At 64.4% G+C, this 19,021-nt stretch carries 16 protein-coding genes and 3 pseudogenes; 8 read left to right on the plus strand and 11 right to left on the minus strand.

All coding sequences use genetic code 11. The features are described from left to right. Window positions 1-88: 88 nt before the first annotated feature. From ABL843_RS30960 to ABL843_RS30980, 5 genes and pseudogenes are all read right to left on the minus strand, one after another. On the minus strand, window positions 89-1,069 hold the full coding sequence (locus tag ABL843_RS30960; protein ID WP_126020981.1) for a tripartite tricarboxylate transporter substrate-binding protein: 981 nt from the start codon (window positions 1,067-1,069) through the stop codon (window positions 89-91). A 43-nt stretch (window positions 1,070-1,112) separates the two neighbouring features. After that, the gene (locus tag ABL843_RS30965) at window positions 1,113-2,318 is read right to left on the minus strand and encodes a M20 aminoacylase family protein (RefSeq protein ID WP_184639227.1); all 1,206 of its coding nucleotides are present in this window, start codon (window positions 2,316-2,318) and stop codon (window positions 1,113-1,115) included. 114 nt (window positions 2,319-2,432) lie between these two features. Continuing rightward, window positions 2,433-3,287: pseudogene (locus tag ABL843_RS30970) on the minus strand (pirin family protein). After that, a complete protein-coding gene (locus tag ABL843_RS30975; protein WP_418118520.1) occupies window positions 3,284-3,868 on the minus strand; it encodes an NADPH-dependent FMN reductase in 585 nt (194 codons plus the stop codon). The pseudogene ABL843_RS30970 and the gene ABL843_RS30975 overlap by 4 nt, the downstream one beginning before the upstream one ends. Before the next feature lie 56 nt (window positions 3,869-3,924). Continuing rightward, window positions 3,925-4,308, minus strand: a complete 384-nt coding sequence (locus ABL843_RS30980) for a DoxX family protein (RefSeq protein ID WP_126020973.1) — start codon at window positions 4,306-4,308, stop codon at window positions 3,925-3,927. Between the two features lie 86 nt (window positions 4,309-4,394). On the opposite strand from ABL843_RS30980, the gene ABL843_RS30985 reads away from it, so the two are divergent. The 4 genes from ABL843_RS30985 (at window position 4,395) to ABL843_RS31000 (ending at window position 8,655) form a co-directional block, all read left to right on the plus strand. Continuing rightward, window positions 4,395-5,300: a LysR family transcriptional regulator gene (locus ABL843_RS30985; RefSeq protein ID WP_418118521.1), complete on the plus strand. Its 906-nt coding sequence runs from the start codon at window positions 4,395-4,397 to the stop codon at window positions 5,298-5,300. 206 nt (window positions 5,301-5,506) lie between these two features. Further along, window positions 5,507-7,279: an NACHT domain-containing protein gene (locus ABL843_RS30990; RefSeq protein ID WP_418118522.1), complete on the plus strand. Its 1,773-nt coding sequence runs from the start codon at window positions 5,507-5,509 to the stop codon at window positions 7,277-7,279. Window positions 7,280-7,318: 39 nt separating this feature from the next. After that, complete coding sequence (locus ABL843_RS30995) at window positions 7,319-7,795, plus strand: FKBP-type peptidyl-prolyl cis-trans isomerase (protein ID WP_418118523.1); 477 nt, start codon at window positions 7,319-7,321, stop codon at window positions 7,793-7,795. 14 nt (window positions 7,796-7,809) lie between these two features. Next, complete coding sequence (locus tag ABL843_RS31000) at window positions 7,810-8,655, plus strand: DUF6216 family protein (RefSeq protein ID WP_418118524.1); 846 nt, start codon at window positions 7,810-7,812, stop codon at window positions 8,653-8,655. Here the strand turns inward: ABL843_RS31000 and ABL843_RS31005 are convergent. The 4 genes and pseudogenes from ABL843_RS31005 to ABL843_RS31020 all read right to left on the minus strand — a co-directional run bounded on the left by ABL843_RS31005 (window position 8,652) and on the right by ABL843_RS31020 (window position 12,715). Continuing rightward, window positions 8,652-10,232 (minus strand): CHAD domain-containing protein, encoded by a 1,581-nt coding sequence (locus tag ABL843_RS31005; RefSeq protein ID WP_418118525.1) that lies wholly within the window; start codon window positions 10,230-10,232, stop codon window positions 8,652-8,654. The two genes, ABL843_RS31000 and ABL843_RS31005, sit on opposite strands and share 4 nt — an antisense overlap. Window positions 10,233-10,581: 349 nt before the next feature. After that, a pseudogene (locus ABL843_RS31010) lies at window positions 10,582-11,105 on the minus strand (NAD(P)/FAD-dependent oxidoreductase); the annotation flags it as partial. 31 nt (window positions 11,106-11,136) lie between these two features. After that, window positions 11,137-11,856: a cupin domain-containing protein gene (locus ABL843_RS31015; RefSeq protein ID WP_418118526.1), complete on the minus strand. Its 720-nt coding sequence runs from the start codon at window positions 11,854-11,856 to the stop codon at window positions 11,137-11,139. Between the two features lie 190 nt (window positions 11,857-12,046). Further along, window positions 12,047-12,715, minus strand: a complete 669-nt coding sequence (locus ABL843_RS31020) for a haloacid dehalogenase type II (protein WP_418118527.1) — start codon at window positions 12,713-12,715, stop codon at window positions 12,047-12,049. A gap of 383 nt (window positions 12,716-13,098) precedes the next feature. Here ABL843_RS31020 and ABL843_RS31025 point away from each other — a divergent pair, with 383 nt between their 5' ends. Next, window positions 13,099-14,853, plus strand: coding sequence for a dihydroxy-acid dehydratase (locus ABL843_RS31025; RefSeq protein WP_418118528.1), 1,755 nt, complete (start codon window positions 13,099-13,101; stop codon window positions 14,851-14,853). Window positions 14,854-14,856: 3 nt separating this feature from the next. Beyond that, complete coding sequence (locus tag ABL843_RS31030; protein WP_418120539.1) at window positions 14,857-15,783, plus strand: 2-hydroxyacid dehydrogenase; 927 nt, start codon at window positions 14,857-14,859, stop codon at window positions 15,781-15,783. 180 nt (window positions 15,784-15,963) lie between these two features. Here the strand turns inward: ABL843_RS31030 and ABL843_RS31035 are convergent. Next, window positions 15,964-16,858, minus strand: a pseudogene (locus ABL843_RS31035) (IS630 family transposase); the annotation flags it as partial. A 173-nt stretch (window positions 16,859-17,031) separates the two neighbouring features. Here ABL843_RS31035 and ABL843_RS31040 point away from each other — a divergent pair. Continuing rightward, on the plus strand, window positions 17,032-17,448 hold the full coding sequence (locus tag ABL843_RS31040; protein WP_184639211.1) for a VOC family protein: 417 nt from the start codon (window positions 17,032-17,034) through the stop codon (window positions 17,446-17,448). Between the two features lie 167 nt (window positions 17,449-17,615). Then, window positions 17,616-18,689, plus strand: a complete 1,074-nt coding sequence (locus tag ABL843_RS31045; protein ID WP_418118529.1) for a pirin family protein — start codon at window positions 17,616-17,618, stop codon at window positions 18,687-18,689. Here ABL843_RS31045 and ABL843_RS31050 read toward each other — a convergent pair. Further along, entirely contained in the window at window positions 18,686-18,976 is a 291-nt protein-coding gene (locus ABL843_RS31050) for a YciI family protein (protein WP_184639207.1), read from the minus strand. The two genes, ABL843_RS31045 and ABL843_RS31050, sit on opposite strands and share 4 nt — an antisense overlap. Between the last annotated feature and the right edge of the window lie 45 nt (window positions 18,977-19,021).

The following is a 19,021-nucleotide window of genomic DNA, read 5'->3' on the forward strand; positions in this document are numbered from 1 at the left end:
CAGAATATCGGCCCTGGCTTGTTTTGTCAAAATATCGGCCTTGCCTTATTTTTATTGAATATAGGGTCAGGCTTGTAATTTCACGCCGTCAGTCGACCTTGGCCCCCGACGCCTTCACCACCGCCCCCATCGCATCCCAATCCGCGCGCAGCAGTTTCTGGAACTCCTCCGCGCTCTGGCTGCGCGGCTCCACGCCCAGGCGCTTGAAGCGCTCCTGGATCGCCGGGTCGGCCAGCACCTTGTTGGCTGCGGCGTTCAGGCGCTCGACCTCGGCCTTGGGCGTGCCGGCGGGGGCGAGCAGGCCGATCCACGAGTCGAAGGCGTAGCCCGGCAGCCCGCTCTCGGCCACGGTCGGCAGCTTGGGCAGGAAGGGGCTGCGCGACTGGCCGGTGGAGGCCAGCAGCTTCATGCGGGCATCGTCCTGGAAGCCGATCACGCCGATGCTCGAGGAGATCACCGCCTGCACGCGGCCAGCGAGCACCTCGTTGACGGCCTCGCCGGTCGACTTGGTGGGGATGTGCGTCATCTGCAGGCCGGCCTTCGCGAGGAAGGAGGCCATCGCCAGGTGCGTGGCGCTGCCGTTGCCGGCGGAGGCGTAGTTGTACTTGCCGGGGTTGGCCTTGACCTCCTTGATGAAGTCGGCCGTGCTCGACACGCCCATGCCGCTGGCCACCGCCAGCACATAGCCCGCGTTGCCGACGTTGGCGACGCCGACGAAGTCCTTCAGCGGGTCGTAGCTGAGCTTGCTGTAGAGAAAGCCCGCGATGTTGTGGCTCGCGGCCGCGAGGATCAGCGTGTTGCCGTCGGCCGGCGCGCGCGCCACGATGGCCGCGCCCACGGTGCCGCCCGCGCCCGCGCGGTTCTCGACGATGGCGCTGGCGTTCAGCGCGGCGCCCAGCTCGTTGTTGAAGGCGCGCGCCACCGTGTCCTGCACCGCGCCGGTGCCGAAGGGCACGACGATGTGGATCACGCGCTGCTGCGCATGCGCCGGAACGCCGATCGCCAAAGCAGCGGCGCCGGCTGCGAAAAAGGCTGCGAGAGAACGTCGGGTGAACGGGGTCGTGCTCATCTGGGTGGCCGCTTTCATCATCAACAGGAAAAGGGAATGCCGATCAGCCGCGCGCCGGCAGCCAGCGCTGCACCAGCTTCACGAAGTAGCTCGCGCCGATCGGGATGATCTCGTCGTTGAAGTCGAACGAGGTGTTGTGGATGATGCAAGGCCCGGGCCCGTGGCCGTCGAGCCGGTGGTCGCCGTCGCCGTTGCCGAGGAAGGCATAGCAGCCGGGCCGCGCGAGCAGCATGTGGGCGAAGTCTTCGGCGCCCATCACGGCGGGGAAGTCGTCGGTGACCATGTCGTCGCCCACCACCTCGCGCATCACACCGGCCGCGAAGCGCGCCTCGGCCGGGTGGTTCACGGTCGGCGGCGACGAGCGCTTGAAGAACACCTCGGCGGTGCAGCCGTGCGCCGCCGCCACGCCAGCCGCCACTTCACGCAGGCGGGCCTCGAGCTTGTCGATGGCGTCGATGGAGAAGGTGCGGATGGTGCCGCCGACGGTGGCGACGTCGGGAATCACGTTCGGTGCATCGGAGCCCTGCAGCTGCGTGACGGCGAGCAGCGCACGCTCGGTGCTCGGGATGGTGCGCGCCACGATGGTCTGCAGCTGCTGCGCGAGCGTGACCACCGCCGCCACCGGGTCGATGCCTGTGTGGGGCATCGAGGCATGGGTGCCGCGCCCACGCACGGTGATCATGTAGGTGTTGCTCGAGGCCATCAGCGCGCCTTCGTTGAGCGCGAAGCGGCCCACGTCGCCCACCGGGAAGTTGTGCAGCCCGAAGACGGCGTCGCACGGGAAGCGCTCGAACAGGCCCTCGTCGATCATCTTCTTCGCGCCGGCCTTGCCCATCTCCTCGGCGGGCTGGAAGATGAAATTCACCGTGCCGTCGAAGTCGTCGGGCCCTTGCTGCGACAGGTGCCAGGCGGCGGCCAGCAGCATGGTGGTGTGGCCGTCGTGGCCGCAGGCGTGCATGCGGCCGGGGTTGGTCGACTTGTGGGCGAACTCGTTGGCCTCGTGCAGCGGCAGCGCGTCCATGTCGGCGCGCAGGCCGATGGTGCGGCTGCCCGTGCCCTTGCGCAGCACACCGACGAGCCCCGTGCCCGCGATGCCGCGGTGCACCTCGATGCCCCACTCGGCGAGAAGCTTCGCGACCTTGTCGGAGGTGCGGTGCTCCTCGAAGCCGAGCTCGGGGTGCGCGTGGATGTCGCGCCGGATCTCGACGAAGCGGGCGGCGTTGGTGACGAAGGAATCGGCGATGTTCATGGCGGGGCTGAGGCTGGCTGCAAAACCAGCCGGATCGTTCGATGAAGGATGAAGCGAACGATTCTGGCGCAGCCGCCCGCCCGGCGCACGCCGGGTTACTTACTACCCGGCGGGCTAGGCGAGCCGCCCTTCCTGCCGCAGCTTCGCGCCGATGCGCCGGATCTCGGCCTCGCCCTGCTCGAGCGCGGCCTTGCTGGTGTGCACCGAGTAGTAGCCCATCACCAGTTCGTGCGGATGCTTCACTGCCGAGCCCAGCACGAAGGAGGTGTCGCCATAGGCCACGAAGTCGATGGCCGCGCCCGATTCCTCGAACACCGCGAGCTCGCCGGCGGCGATGGGGCCGCCGGTGTCATCGCCCGCCTCAAGGCTGCCTGCGTCGACCGCGACCTAGCCCACGGTGTGGCCGGCCGGCGGCACATAGCTCCAGCGCTCGCCGTCCTTCAGCTTCACGGCCAGGTAGTTCATCGGCGAGGGCGCCGCGACGGGGCTCTGCGCCGCGCCGTATCGGCCGAGCAGCACGCGCGCCGGGCCTTCCTGCGGCACCTGCGAGGGCGCGAGGTACATGCTCTGCGCGGGCGCGTTCTCTTCCGAGGGCGGCAGCGCCACCCACAGCTGGAAGCCGCTCACGCGCTCCACGCCGGGCGCGGGCGCGCCGGTGTGCCACACGCCGTTGCCGGCGCGCATCCACTCGACGCCGCCGCCATGCAGCGTGCCCTGCTCGCCGGTGGTGTCCTCGTACTGCGTGTCGCCTTCCATCAGCCAGGTCAGCGTGGCGATGCCCGAGTGCGGATGCAGGCCGAAGCCCTTGTGGCCGCCCGTGACGTCGAAGCCGAAGAGGTCCAGGAACACGAAGGGCTTGAGGAACTCGCCCAGGTCGCCTGGGCTCATCAGCCGCGTGATGCCGCCGTGGCGCGAACCGCGCGTACGGTAGACGATGGCGCGGGCCCGCGTTGCGACTGCGGCGGTCATACGGCCTCCCTTGCGGTCTTCAGTGCCTTCGTCCACCAGGCGATGTCGTCGAGCAGCGCCGTGGCCGCCTGCGCGAGGTGCGGGAAGTCGCCGAAGCTCTTGCCCTGCTGCCAGATGCCGAGGAATTCGACCATGCCGATGTGCACCGCATGGCGCACCGGCGCCATCTGCATCTCGACGGCCACCAGCCGCAGCTGCTCGACCGCGCGCGCAGCACCCACGCCGCCGTAGCCCACGAAGCCGATCGGCTTGCGGATGAATTCCTTGTAGGCCCAGTCGATGGCGTTCTTCAGCACCGCGCTGGGGCCGTGGTTGTACTCGGGCGTGACGACGATCAGGCCGTCGAAGCTGGCCAGCTTCGCCTGCCAGCGTTGGGCGGCCTCGTTCTTCACCGGGCCCCAGGCCGGCGCGCCGGCTTCGTCGAAAAGGGGCAGCGGGTGGTCGCGCAGGTCGACCAGCTCGAAGGCAAGGTCGGTGCGCTGCTTCGCGATCTCGTGGATCCACTGCGCGGGCTTCTCGCCGAAGCGGCGTTCGCGGGTGGAGCCGAGGATGATGCCGATGCGGGGTTGTTGTGCGGTCATGAGGTACTCCGTGGGGTCTGGAAGAAAAAAGAAGAAGAAGAAGAATGAAGGGAAGCTCAGGCGGCCGTGGCCGGTTGCGGCACGGGCCACAGCCGCCAGGCGACGAAGCCCGACAGCGCAGCCAGCACCACAGCCGGCGCCGGGTTGCCGCCGATCAGCGCGAGGTGCGTGGCCACGGCACAGACCATGGTCGCGAACAGCAGCAGGCCGCCGAGGAAGCCGGTCGCTGGCACCAGCAGCAGCACGGCGCCGCCGACCTCGACGAGGCCCGTCACGTAGCGGAACCACTGGCCGAAGCCGATGGCGTCGAACACCTGGACCATCTGCGGCGCGCCGGCCAGCTTGGCGGCTCCGGCAGCGCCGAAAGCCAGGGCCAGCAGGATGCGCACGCCCCAGACGATGCGGCGTTGCGTGGGGGAAGCGAGTGATGTGGAAGTCATGGGCAGAAGGTTAGGCACGCACCCATTGGTCGACTAGACGGTAGAGTCGGATTGCACTCGTCCACAAATTGAAGGAATCAGCCGCCATGTTCGACCTCAACGACGTCGCCGTCTTCGTCCAGGTGGTACGCCACGGCAGCTTCGCCGAGGCCGCCCGGCGGCTGGGCCTGCCGCCCAACACCGTGAGCCGGCGCATCCAGCAGCTCGAATCGCAGCTCGGCACCCGGCTGATGCAGCGCTCCACCCGCAAGCTCACGCTCACCAGCGCCGGGCAGGATTTCCACGACCGGTGCGCCGGCCTGATCGACGGCCTGGCCGCCGCCGGGCAGGCGCTGGCGGCCGGCGGCCAGGAGCCCAGCGGCCTCGTGCGGGTGGCCGCGCCGGCGGACTTCTTCGATTTCTTCCCCATGGAATGGGTGGCCGACTTCCTGGCCGAGCATCCACTTGTCAAGCTCGACTTCGTGCTCAGCGACGCGTCCGCCGACCTGATCGCCGAGCGGATCGACGTGGCCTTCCGCGGCGGCGTGCTGCGCGACTCCGGCTACGTCGGCCGGCGCCTGGCCACCCGCAGCGCCGGCCTGCTCGCGAGCCCCGCCTACCTCGCGCGGCGCGGTGAACCCCACAGCCTGCAGGATCTGGCCGGACACGACTGCGTGACACCCTCGACGCCCACCGGCCACACCACCTGGCGCCTCACCGGCCCCGACGGCGTGGAGGAAGAAGTGCAGGTCACCGGCCGCTTCACCGGCAACACCGCCCAGGCGCTGCGCAGGGCCGCGCTGGCCGGGCTGGGCATCGCGCAGCTGCCGCCCGCCATGGCCACGCGCGACGAGCAGGCCGGCCAGCTGGTGCGCGTGCTGCCGCAGTACGAGTACGCCGGCCGGGGGCTCAACGTGGTTTATCCGAGCCGCAAGCACCTGCCGCTGGCGGTGTCGGCCTTCATCGGGCTGGTGATGGGCAAGCTCGTCACGGCCTCACCGACTGTCCTTTAGGCAACCAGGATGTACGTCGACTTTGCCGAACCATCTGACTCAGTTTGAAGTCGGCCTTCTTCAGGGTTGTTACCCGATACAAAGCGAGACAACCTACCGTACAAAGACTTATTGAATCGGGGTTTCAAAACCCGCTATATCCGGCACAAGCGCATATTAAATCGATAATGAATTAATTTCAGCTAAGACATAAAAGCAAAAAACAAATGCCAGATTTCACAGTACCCATTTCGCTGCTCCGCAAGCCATTTGAAAATTTATATCTGACTGCATCCGGGAAGTTGCAGGAAAAAATTGGCCAAATTAAGACAGCCTCGAAAATTCGAGAGCTCCACAAACGCCTTTGGGAAAGTCAGCGAATAAAAACAATCTGGCACACCGATCGGCCTCTGAGCTTGAGCAGTTTTTTCTATCCTGTATCGGTCAATTACACGACCAGCTCTGGCAACAATAGAACGCAGCTTGCCTCTTTAGACGATCTACCTGACTTACACAACCTCCTTTTCGGAACTGCCGGCCAAGGAAAATCAATCCTTCTGCGTTACCTGTTGGGCAAAGAAATACGATCTGGCACGCGTGTACCGTTACTCTGCGAGCTCCGAAATGTAGGAAGCAATACTTTGGAGATGCATCTAATTACCAGGCTTGGCGCCCTTTTAGATATCAATGCAGACGCTGAATTATTTAAATTCTTTGCTGTTCAAGGAAAAATAACCTTCCTACTTGATGGTTTCGATGAGGTGGAGCCTCAATTTATTTCCACACTCATGAGTCAGCTTGAGGATTTGAGCAATAAATACAGCACATGCAGAATAGTAATTACCTCTCGACCCGACTCGGAGTGCAAACATCTCACGAACTTCCACTCCCTCGACGTCGCACCACTCTCCCTTGACGATCTTCGCCCATTTTATAAAAAAGTAACTCGAGGCGATTCGGCATTTGCAGACAAATTAGTTGCCGCAATCAATGCCTCCCCTCTACAAATCAAACAACTGGTTGTTACACCTTTGCTGGCGACACTGCTTGCAATATCTTATCGAGCGGCGCAAAAAATCCCCTTGGAATTCTCAGAATTCTATGAGGAGCTGTTTCAAATCCTCCTCATTCGGCATGATGGTTCGAAATTAGGATGGAGACGGTCGAGAAAGACAAAACTCACCGATCGAGAAATTCAACAGGCTTTCGAAGCCCTATGCTTCTCCACCCGAAAGCGCCAGCTCGCAACGATTGAAAATGAACTACTTCATACTCTCGCAGCAGCAAGTCTGTCAGCCACAAAATCTTCTGCTAACGCAGATGATTTTTTATATGACATCAGAAAAATAACGTGCTTGCTTGTGGAGGAAGGGAAGAAGACTACCTTTGTTCATTCAAGTGTTGCTGAATTCTTCGCCGCCCGCTACATAAAATCCAGACCTGAAGATGTGGCAAAGAGTTTTTACGAAAAACTCGTTGCTGACCGTTGGAGCTACTGGCAGCAAGAGTTACTTTTTCTGCAGCAAATAGACACTCATCGCGCAACGAAATACTTCCTAATACCCGACCTTCATTCCAGCCTCTCAAGCATACTCTCAGATATCTCTGAAGTTGGCATTTTGGATGTTCATAGGTATTTAGAAGGACTTGGAGTTAAAAAGAGCTTTGTTGAGCGGGATGGCACCAAACAGCCAGCATATTACACTCAGCGAAATCGGCCATCGTTAACCTACCATCAGCAAGCTCTTGACAGTAGAGCTTTTCGTCTTCTTTTTCAAAATGCAGCCACTCCTTGGAATATTGGCTTCCTGAATGATCCAACATCTACACAAAGAAGCTATCTGCAAATTTCTAGAGATAGAGGGGAGAAATTTGCAAATGAGTTTGACCAACATCTGCTAACCGCAATCAAACTGCAAATCAATATGCTACAAGAGTGGCGACAATCCATTGCAGCAGAGGAACAACTCATAGGATTCGCTAACATTGACGACATCTAATGATTTAATCCAACACTTTGGATTCAAGAAACTGTTGCAATGAAAATCGCAAAAGACACCGTCGTCACCATCAAGTACAAAGTCTCCGACGCCCAGGGCAAGCTCATCGAGGCGAGCCCCGAGCCGATGGCCTACCTGCATGGGGGCTACGAGAACACGCTGCCCAAGATCGAGGAAGCGCTCGACGGCAAGGAAAAGGGCTACCAGACCGTGCTGAACCTGGCCCCCGAAGACGCCTTCGGCCACCGCGACGAAACGCTGGTGCGCAGCATCCCCAAGTCCGACTTCCCGCCCGGCGTGAAGGTCGGCGGCCAGCTGCAGGGCCGCCTCGACGACGGCCGCGAGCACGTCTTCACCGTGATGAAGATCAAGGGCCCGGTCGTGCTGCTCGACGGCAACCATCCCTGGGCCGGCAAGGCGCTGAAGTTCAGCCTGCAGGTGACTGATGTGCGCGCGGCGCAGCCGGTGGAGATCGAGCACCGGCATGTTCATGGGGCGCACGGGCACCATCACTGAGGCAGACTGTGGCGATGGACTTCGCCACACTCCCCAGTCTTTCCAGTTTTCTGAGCATTGCAGCTCCTTCGCTCATCTGCTTGGCCTTCGTCTGGGTCATATGGCAGACGGAGTCGCTCCATGTGCTGGTGCACCGGCTCTGGCAGCTTGTTCATGGCAAGCAGGAGATCACCGATCCGGAAGTTCGCGCATTCATCGATGAGCAAACCAGCCTGATCTCGTTTCGCCTGTTCGCTGGAGTGAAGGTCAACAGCCTAGAGCAGGCCCGGCAGCTCATTCAATGGGCAAAACACAATGGCGTGCAGATGAGGGCGCTGAGCATGTGCGGTGAGCTTTTCGACGTGGAGCTTCGCCAGATCAGGCAGCACAAGCTGCCGTCGCATCTGCTCCAGGGACTGCGGCTTGCTGGCGTCGCCATCGGAATGCTGCTCTTCATCGTCAGCACGACGGCGCTCTCTCTTGATCAGGCCTTCCTGACGCTGAAAGCAACGCAGCGAACCTTCGCAGCCACTGCGACCCAGGCGAAGTCACTTCGAGCCGTCTTTCCATTCGGCCCCGAGCCGCTGCGTATCGACGACTGCTCGCAACCGGCGAGCCTCAACGCAACCCGGACATCTTTCACCGAGAACGAAGTAGGCATTCTTTGCGGCGTCCTCAAGGACAAGGACACAGCCGCGTTCATCAAAGATTCGCTGAAGGACCAGCGCTGGACCTGCGTGCTTCTGATCGCCTTCGCGATCTGGCTCTGCTGGATTTCCTTCTTAGCGTGGACCACGGGATACGTGGCGAAGCACCTGGCTGCTCGCCGGCTTGATCCCTCGCTGCCAGACTCCCAGCTGGCTCTGGACTTCGGCAACTAGCCCCGCTTCTTCCAGAACCTCGCCGCATCCTCGATCTTCGCGAGCGCCTTGCGGCAGGCCTTCGCCCCGGCCGCGTGCCGCGTGGTGAACCATCCCACCGCGAACCATGCGCGCGCGTCGCGCGCGGTGGCCTCGCGGTACAGGGCGAGCGCGACGGCCTCGTCGTTGAATTCGCCGAGCGCGTCCTGCGCGGGACGAAGGGCCTTCAGGTAGCGGCCGGCGGCGCCGCCTTCTTCCTTCTCGTCGAACAGTGGCGCCACGAACTCTGCGAGGTAGCGCAGGCGCTTGAGGCGCTTGCGCACGCGGTGCTGGCTTTCGGTGTCCAGCGATTCGAAGCGCTCGCCGTCGCGCAACACCTGCTTGTGGAGCCGCCGCAGGCGCTTTCGCAGAAGGCGGCGGGCGTCGTTGGCGCCTACCGGTGCTGATGGCGGATCGCCTTCCGCGGCAGTCTCGGGCGCCGGTTCGGCCGGCTTCGCCGCGGTGAAGCCGATCAGCGAGACGAGCACGTTCTGGAAGGCCGGGGCGCGCACGATATCGCTGGGCGAGGGCGCATCGGCTGCGGCGGCATCGTCGGCGGCCAGCGGGTCGAAGTCGGGCGCGCCGGCTTCGCGCAGGCGCGGCTGGGCCAGCTTCACGACCTGCTCGCGGTCGCGCAGTGCACCGAGGGCGCGGAAGGCGTCGACGAGCGGAGGCTCCCATTCGGCGGCTTCGGCGAGGCCGGAGGCGGGGTCGAGCGGCGCGAGTTCGCGCAGGGCGGTGCGCAGGCGGCGGATGCCGATGCGCAGCTGGTGGATCTGCTCCTCGTCGGTGCTGCCCGCGGCGATCTCGCTCGCGTTCGGCAGCATCTGCGCGAGGCACGAGGCGACTACGGCCTGCCGGATGGCCAGGCCGTCGGGGTGCTGGTCGGCGAAGCGCGGCGGCTCGGCCTTCACGGCTTCCACGGTCTCCTGCGCCGCAAGCAGCCGCGCGCCGCGTTCGGCCTTCGAGACGGTGCTGAACCACAGCCCGTGCTGTTGCGACCAGCGCCGCGCGAGCGAGACCAAGCCCTGCACGTCGCCGCGCTTGAGTTCCAGTTCGAGCTCGCACACCGGCGATTCGCGCTGCTCGGGCGTGCCGGCGTGGGCGACGACCTTGCCGACGTCCAGCGCCATCTCGACCACCGCGCCGCCGGGCCCGGTGACGCGCACGTCGCGCGTGAGCCGCACGATGTCGGTCGATTGCCGTTCGACCAATTGCGTGCCATCCGCCAGCAATTTCGCAAGCCGCTCGCCCACAGGCGTGCCCTGGTGGCGCTGGGGATCGATCTGCGGCGCCAGGCCCGTCGTGCCCAGATCGACGTTGTGCTCCAGCCGGTGCAGGGCGTTGTCACCGGTGGCCTTGACGGTCTGAACCCAGCGCCGCCCCTCCTTGCGCAGCCGCAGCACCATGCCGTCGGCGGCCAGCCGCTGGTCGGCGGTGTCGAAATAGCGGGCCTGCAGGCGGGTGCGCTCGACGGTGCCGCGCCTGAGGGCGGTCTCGACGGCCTTCAGGCGGCCGGGAGGGATGCAGAACTTGAACTCGATTTCCATGGCGACCATGATGCCCCGTTCATTTCACCTCTCGCAATCGCGGTCGCATCACCGAGTTTCCCGGTGCCCCCGGTGAACTAACTTCCGGACTGGCACGATCCCGTTCCGTACAAGTCGACGTCTGCGGCAGCAGCGGATGTCGCGGCGGGGCTGCTCGACCTGACGTTCGATGCGGCGTCGAAGCCCCGCGCCGACGCCGCTCAAGTCAAGATCATCGCGGTGACGGGTGGCCAGCGTGATCCCCGCATGCCGAATGTCCCGACACCACACTGGATGTGCAGCCCGAGTTCGACCCGCCCAAGGCGCGACGACACTTCACCGTGATCGCCTCAGACTACGTCACGCAGGTGCTCATGGCCAAGGCCCCGAAACGCTTCATGAGCGCAGCGGCCACGGCCGGCGCCGCCTTGGCAGGATCGGCAGTGCCGTCGCTGGGCGAGAACACGCCACCTCCCCAAGGGCGGCCGGTTGCACGCCCGCGCTCGGTCGCCTCGCGGCCGCTCAGCATGTGGGTCGTCACGTCTGCGGTTCTCGCAAAATCGCGCCAACTGGCCCGGCGGGAAATTTCGGCCTCATCATTGCTGAGATACGGCTGCCCGCAGCGATGAAACCCATGTCTTCACCGCTCTCGGCCGCAAATCGTTCCCACAGGTCAAGGCTCTTGCTCGCCAACGGCAGTTCGCGAGCATCGCGGTTCTGCTGCCGACACCAGCCCCAGCTGCGGCTCGATTGTTCGGCGCCGATCCTGCCCTTTTCGACCAAGACCACGGAAACGCTGCGCTTGGCCAGGTGGTAGGCGGCGAAGACGCCGATGATGCCGCCGCCGATCACGGCGGCGTCAGCCGAGGCCGGCAGAGTTACGGGAGTTTGGATGTGACGCAGCGGAGGAGACGTGGTGAATCTCGTCGCCCATTCAGGCCCGGGCGCTCTGAACGACGTAGAACTTCGCGACGCGATCGCGGCTTTCCCAACCGATCAGTGCACCCTGGGGCACGAAAACCGCATCGCCCGCGCCCGCCGACAGCACGCCGCCATCAGGCGCTGCGAACTGCACGTTGCCGTCCAGGAGATGCATGAACTCGTTCATGCGATGCGGGCGAACGATCCGGTGGTAAGGGGTCGAGTCCCAGGTGCCCGCGAGGTACTGCGCCGCGTCGTCGGCAAAGACTTTGTCGCTGCGACACTCCGGCGAGGGACTCAGTAATACTTCCGCGGGCAACGTGGCGGTGGGCTTGAAGTTGGCGTCGGCGTGCAGAGGGAAGAGGCCGCGTTTCGTCGGCCGATCGCAACCGGCCGCGCAAAACACGAAACGAACGCGAGATCCGGCTTGGATATGGAGCGAGGTACCGGAACCGATGACAGCCCCCGCTTGTGGGCCGACCACCAGCGGAGCCTCCCCGGCGACGGTCAGGGTCAGCTCACCTTCGACCACGACAATGGTTTCGATGTGGGGAAAGCTTGCGACTTCGAGCTCACCGATGAAACTGACGCGACCCGAGATCATCGAGTCCGGTCCTTCCCACGCAATCTCGCGATGCCGCGAAAAAGGATCATCCTTGCCGAACGGTGCCCTGCGGAAGACGGTTGATACGGGTGCGCCGCCGGCGCGATGCAGCACTAGGGCCACGGTCATGATTGCTCCTGCGCGTCGCGCGATGTGTTTACTGCAAAAACTGTCAATCGATTCTGTGCATCGAAATCTTCGATTCCCTGTTCACGGCCAGTACCCGACGCGCGTAGTACCCGAAGGGCGTATAGGGATTCCAGGCCGGAAGTGGATGTGCGCCTACTCGGACTCTAGTAAGCGGGTGCAGAGCACGGGTTCACAGGCCGACCAAGGCGGGCAGACCGTTAATGTCACGGATCTCCGCGAAGTTGAATGCTTCGTTGGGACGTGGCTCGTGGCCGCGGTTGACGAAGACCTTGTTCTTGATGCCTAGGCTGTCGGCCGGAAAGATGTCGTAGCGCGGATTGGCCGACACATGCAGGATGTCCTCCGGCCCGCAACCGAGCTGGTCCAGCATGTACTCGTAGGCCGCGAACCGCGGCTTGTAGGCTTGGGCATCCTGCGCGGTGTACACCTTGTGGAACGGTGCCTCGAGCTTGGCGACGTTGGAATGGATCTGCTCGTTCATCGCGTTCGACAGGATCACCAGCGGGATCTTCTTGCCCACGCGCGTCAGTGCATGCGGCACGTCGGCGTGCGGCCCCCAGGTGGGCACGGCGTTGTAGAACTTCAGAGCGTCCTCGTCGCGGTAGACAAGGCCGTGGCGCTTGCACACGCGGGACACCGCCGACTTGAGCACCTCGGCATAGGGCTTCCAGTCACCCATCACTTCGTCAAAGCGATAGTCGGCGAACTCCTTGACGAACACGCGCATCTGCTCGGGCGGCAACTGGTCGCCATAGATGTCGTACGCCACCTGGTGCATGGGGAAGTAGGTCAGCGTGCCGTAGCAGTCGAAGGTGATGTACTTGGGGCGGAAGGTCATGACGGGGTTTCCTGGAAGGGTGGATGAAAGAAGGTCGAAGCGCGGCGGGAAATGCGGGATCGAGCAGGTACGAAGCGGTCGATTTCGGTGCGTCAAATGCTACGCAGCGGGCACCAAAGATGTTGCTGTTCGGCGTGGCCGCGGCGCAGCAAAGAATGGAAATGGCGAGGTGCGCGGCTCGTTTGTGCCGCACTCGCGACGAGCCAGTGCTTCTCTGCCCGGCTTGCCACCCTGCGCACCGCCCGCATTCGGGCGGTATCCATCGGAATCTGCCAATTGCATGGCCAAGGCCGAGGCATTCGTGCCGAATGCCCCGGCGTAAACGGCAGGGCAATCGAGAGCCTCGCAACTAGCATCTCTCCAATTCTTTGGAGATCGATCCCATGAGTGACAACAAGACTTCGCAAAGCCGGCCGCTGCGTAGCGCGCGCTGGTTCCGCAAGGATGACCTGCCTGGCTTCGTGCACCGCTCCACCCTGGCCGCGGCCGGATGGAGCCGCGAAGACCTCATGACGCGACCCGTGGTGGGCATCCTCAACACCTGGTCCGACATCAATCCCTGCAACCTCAATCTGCGGGCACTCGCAGAGGAGGTGCGCACGGGCGTGCTGGAGGCCGGCGGCATCCCCTTCGAGATTCCGCTGATGTCGATCAGCGAGAACATCATCAAGCCGACCTCGTTCCCGTTTCGCAACCTGCTCGCGATGGAGGTGGAAGAAACCCTGCGCGGCTATCCCTTCGACGCGGTGGTGCTGCTCGGTGGTTGCGACAAGACGCAGCCGGCCTTGCTCATGGGGGCGGCCAGCGCCAGGACCCCCTTCGTTTTCCTGGCGAGCGGCCCCGCGACGCCGCGCTCGGCCACGGGTGGCCAGCTGGCCAACGCCACGGGGGTGTGGCGCCTGATCGACCAGTTGCGCGCCGGCGAGTCCCAATGCGACTTCGCGTCCTTCGAGCGCAGCGTCATGGGCACGGTGGGCCATTGCGCCGAGATGGGCACCGCCTCTTCGATGTCGGCGATCTGCGAAGCGCTGGGCGTTGCGCTGCCCGGCAGCAGCCTGGTGCCTGCGGCCGACCGCCGTCGCAGCCACTGCGCTCGCGAAGCAGGTCGCCGCAGCGTGCATCTGGCTTCCGAAGGCGGCCCCCGCCCGGAGGAAATCCTCGACGCGCGAGCCTTCGACAACGCTATCACGCTGCTGTGCGCGGTGGGAGGCTCGACGAACGCCATCATCCACCTGCTGGCGCTCGCCGGCCGCGTGGGCGTGCCGTTGACTCTGGACCGTTTCGACGAGATCGCGCGCCGCGTGCCGCTCATCGCGAATGTCCAGCCCGCTGGCGAGCACCTGACCGAACGGCTGATGACGGCCGGCGGCGTGCCCGCCCTGCTCAAGACGCTCAAGCCGCTACTGCACCTGGACGCGCGGACCATCGATGGGCGCACGATCGGCGAGATCATCGAAACCGCCGAGGTGCTCGACGCAGAGGTCATCCGGCCTCTGCACAATCCGGTGAAGCCCGGCGAGACCCTGGTCGTGGTGAAGGGCAATCTCGCACCGGATGGCGCCGTGATGAAGGCCTGTGCCGCCGACCCGAAGCTGTTTCGCCATCGCGGCCGCGCGGTGGTGTTCGAGAATGTGCAGACCATTGCCGACCGCATCGACGACCCCGCCCTGGGCATCGACGAGCACAGCGTGCTGATCCTGCGCAACGCCGGCCCGGTGGGCGCCGCGATGCCGGAATGGGGCATGCTGCCGCTCCCGCGCAAGCTGCTCGAGCGCGGCGTGCGTGACATGCTGCGCATCTCCGATGCGCGCATGAGCGGCACCGCCTACGGTGCGGCCTTGCTACACGTTTCCCCCGAGGCTGCGATCGGCGGTCCGCTCGCCTTGGTGCGCGATGGCGACATCATCGAGCTCGATGTCCCCGCGCGCCGGCTGCAACTCTGCGTGGCACCCGAGGAGCTCGAGCGTCGACGCAGGGAGTGGCAGCCCCCGCCGCGCGTGCATGCGCGCGGCTACCGCAAGCTCTACGACCAGCATGTGGAGCAGGCGCATCTCGGCTGCGACTTCGACTTCCTTCGCGGCGCCAATGAAGAGACGCTGCCGGAGGGATTATTCGACGGCTGGGTGGGAGGCTGGTAACCCATGAGCATCCTCTACCGCTCGGACGCACCGCGCGCTGCAGCCTGGGCGCGCTACTTCGCCCAACATGCCCCAGACCTAGACTTCCGAGTCTGGCCCAACGCCGGAAACCTTCACGAGATCGAGTATCTGATCGCCTGGCAAGCGCCGGCCGAGTTGCTCGCTTCGCTGCCCCGGCTGAAGGTGCTGTTCTCCTCGGGCGCCGGCATCGACCACGTCGACTTCACCGCCGTCCCGGCGCATATCCCCATCGTGCGTATGGTGGAGCCTGGGATCATCAACGGGATGGTGGAGTACGTGAGTCTCGCTGTCCTTGCCCTTCATCGCGATTTGTTCGACTATGTCGCAGCGAAGACCGCGCGCACCTGGAACGCGCTCGAGGTGCCGCCTGCCTCGGCCCGCACAATCGGCGTCATGGGCATGGGTGTGCTCGGACTTGCCGTACTGAAACGGCTGGCCTCGTATGGCTTCAGGTTGCGTGGATGGAACCGATCTTCGCGCCAGTTGAAGGGCGTGGAGAGTTTCGCCGGTGATGATCAGTTGCAGTCTTTTCTCGAAAGCTGCGACGTCCTGATTTGCCTCTTGCCGCTCACTCCGGCCACCAAGGGCATCCTGGATCGCAAGCTCTTTGCCGCACTGCCTTCCGGCGCGGCATTGATCAATGTCGGCCGCGGTCCGCACCTCGTGGATGCGGATCTCGTCGAGGCACTGGATTCGGGGCGGCTCTCGCGTGCGATCCTCGATGTGACCGACCCCGAGCCGCTGCCGGCGGAACATCCCTTCTGGACCCATCCGCGTGTGTTCCTGACCCCCCACGTGGCGAGCATGACTCAGCCTGAGACAGCCGCACCCATCTTGCTCGAGAACCTTCGCCGCCACCAACGCGACGAGCCGCTCCTGAACGTCGTCGACCGGTCGCGTGGCTATTGAGCGCGTGTAGACGCGATCCTGAACCGGGCTTTGCCCTCCACCCCGGCGATGCGCGCGGCGCCGCCAGGATCTACATCCCTGGGGGAGCGGCTTGTCCTGCCTCAGGATGCGCCCCAGCTCCCGCAAGTGAGCGGGCCGCAGAGCCCGGCTCTGAAACCTCTTGTGGTCTGCGCTGCGCTGGTGTCCTATCCCGCTGATACGTGAACAAAGTCGATGCAGCTTCTCAAGGATCGAGTCGGCGGTGGCGGTCCACTTGAAGGGCTGGCATTCGGTGTTGTAGGCAGCGACGAAGCGATCGATGCGTTGCACGAGTCTCAAGCGGCACGGCCTTGCCGATCTCACGCAGGAACGACAGGAACTCCTGATGCCGATGACGCGGCTTGCATGCCGCGAGCACCGCACCATTGAGCACCTTAAGAACCGCGAACAGCGTGCTCGTGCCATGGCACTTGTAGTCGTGGGTGAAGCCCTCGACATAGCCGAACCCCATCGGCAGCATGGGTTGCGTGCGCTCCAGCGCCTGGCACTGACTCTTCTCGTCCACGCAGATGAGCAACGCGTTGTCCGGTGGGCTCAGATACAGGCCGACCACATCGCGCAGCTTCTCGATGAAGAACGGGTCGTTGGACAGCTTGAATCTCTCGCTGCGGTGCGGCTGCAGGCCAAAGAGCTGGAAGTAGCGCTGCACACAGGTCTTGGAGATGCCGGTCTCGGCGGCTACCGTACGTACGCTCCAGTGCGTCCAGCCGTTGGCTGGCTTGGTGTGCAGAGTCGTCTTGATCAGATGCGCCACGCGTTCGTCGTCGATCGTGCGCGGCTGGCCCGGGCGCACGTCGTCGTACAGCCCAGCAATGCGCCGCTCGATGAACCGCGTGCGCCATTTGCCCACCGTCTGCTTGGTCATCTTCAGCCGTTCGGCAATCGCGCTATTCGGCTCGCCCTCGGCGCTGGCCAACACTAGGCGTGCGCGATTGCCCAGCGCGGCAGGCAGCGAGCGGCTGCGCGCGAACGACTGCAACTGCATTCGCTCGTCATCACTCAACACCAGCTCTGCCTTCGGCCTGCCTGTTCTCATCGCGGTCCTCCGCTTTTTCCCCGGTCCACGGCTTTGTTCCCCGTTGCCAACCGGCGTCGAAAAAAGATGTGGACGCCGTCCATTTGATTTGATATCGTTTGTGGACGGCGTACACAAGACGTCGGAAAGCACCTCCACAACCCACTTCTCTTCTTCATCGACAGGACGACACCATGGCCACCAAGCAAATCTTCGTGAACCTCCCCGTCAAGAACCTCGACAAGACCAAGGCGTTCTTCGCCGCGCTGGGCTACACCTTCAACGAGCAGTTCACCGACGCCAATGCCGCGTGCATGGTCGTCCAGAAGGACAGCATCCACGTGATGCTGCTGGTCGAGGAGTTCTTCAAGACCTTCACCACCAAGAGCATCACCGACACCGCCAAGAGCACCGAAGTGCTGCTGTGCCTGTCGTGCGAGAGCCGCGCCGAGGTCGACGAACTCGTGGCCAAGGCCAAGGCCGCCGGCGGCACCACGCCGACCGAGCCGAAGGACTACGGCTTCATGTACGGCCACGGCTTCCAGGACATCGACGGCCACCTGTGGGAGCTGGTCTACATGGACCCGAACGCCGAGATGCCGAAGCAGTAAGGCGCCGGCAGGCCGCCGGAAGAGAAGGACGACCGATGCCCATCGTTCCATACGCGCTCTTCACCGTTGCACGCAAGGCACCTACCGCAAGGCGGCGGCGCCCCGATATTCCAGGCACCGGCGCGGCATCATCGGCCGCGTCCCACCTGGAAAGGATTAGCAGCGCCATGACCGGCAACAACAGCAAGAGCCCCATCGTGCGGATCGCCCCCCTGGGCTTTCCGTGGCAGACGATCGACCCGTTTCTCTTCTGCGTCTACCACGACGACGCCTACCCCAAGGCCAACGGCCGCATGGGCCCCGAGGCCTCGCTGGCCGGCCGCCAGATCGGCCAGGACTTCAGCCGCAAGGACGGCTGGAGCATGTACCACGGCGAGACGGTGCCGGGCTTTCCCTCGCACCCGCACCGCGGCTTCGAGACCGTGACCATCGTGCGCAAGGGCCTTGTCGACCACTCCGACTCGCTGGGCGCCACCGCGCGCTTCGGCGGCGGCGACGTGCAGTGGCTCACGGCCGGCAAGGGCATCGTGCATTCGGAGATGTTCCCGCTGCTCGACGCCGCCTCGGCCAACCCGCTGGAACTGTTCCAGATCTGGCTCAACCTGCCCGCCAGGAACAAAATGGCCGAGCCGCACTTCACGATGTTCTGGTCGGAGGCCATCCCGCGCTTCGTTTCCGACAACGCGAAGGGCGGCCGCACCGAGGTCGCGGTGATCGCGGGCCGGCTCGGCGGCGGCGACGCGCAGGCCCCGATCCAGCCGCTGGCCCCTCCGCCCGACTCCTGGGCCGCACAAGCCGATGCCGACGTGGCGATCTGGACGCTGAAGATGACGCCCGGCGCGCATTGGACGCTGCCCGCCGCCGCCGGCGAAGGCACGCGGCGCATGCTGTACTTCTTCAAGGGTGCGACGGCGCTCGTCGGCGGCGAGCAGGTGCAGGGCCCGGCTGCCATCGAGCTGCGCGCGGACGTGGCCGTCGAGATCGCCAACGGCGATGCGGACACCGCGGAGTTCCTGGTGCTGCAGGGCCGCCCGATCGCCGAGCCGGTGGCGCAGTACGGTCCCTTCGTGATGAACACGCAGGCCGAGATCAGCCAGACCATGGCCGACTACCGCCGCACACAGTTCGGCGGCTGGCCCTGGAAAGACCCGGCGCCGGTGCACGGCCACGACGCGCCGCGCTTCGCCCGGCATCCCGGCGGGCGCGAGGAGCTGCCGGTGGAAGCGGCTGAGAAGATCTAGAAGGTCTTGAGGATCTCGACGCTCGGCGCCGTCATGCGCGGCACGAACTCGATGACATCGGTGCGCGCCACCCCGCCCTGCACGAAGGGGTCGCGCGCCAGCACCGCCTCCAGGCCCTCGCGGTCGCCCGAGCGCGCGAGGATCACGCCACCCTGGCGCGGCACCTGCCGGCCCGAGGCCACGAAAAGACCGCTTTCGTAGTGCTTCTTGAGCCAGACCATGTGCGCATCCATCAGCGCATCGACTTCCTCGAGCGGACGGATGTAGGTGAGGGTGACGATGAACATGGGCGGTGGCGGTGATTTCGGAAGCCCTGATCCTATGGCCTCGGC

The sequence above is a fragment of the Variovorax sp. 350MFTsu5.1 genome, from assembly GCF_048302515.1.
Taxonomy (GTDB): domain Bacteria; phylum Pseudomonadota; class Gammaproteobacteria; order Burkholderiales; family Burkholderiaceae_C; genus Variovorax; species Variovorax guangxiensis.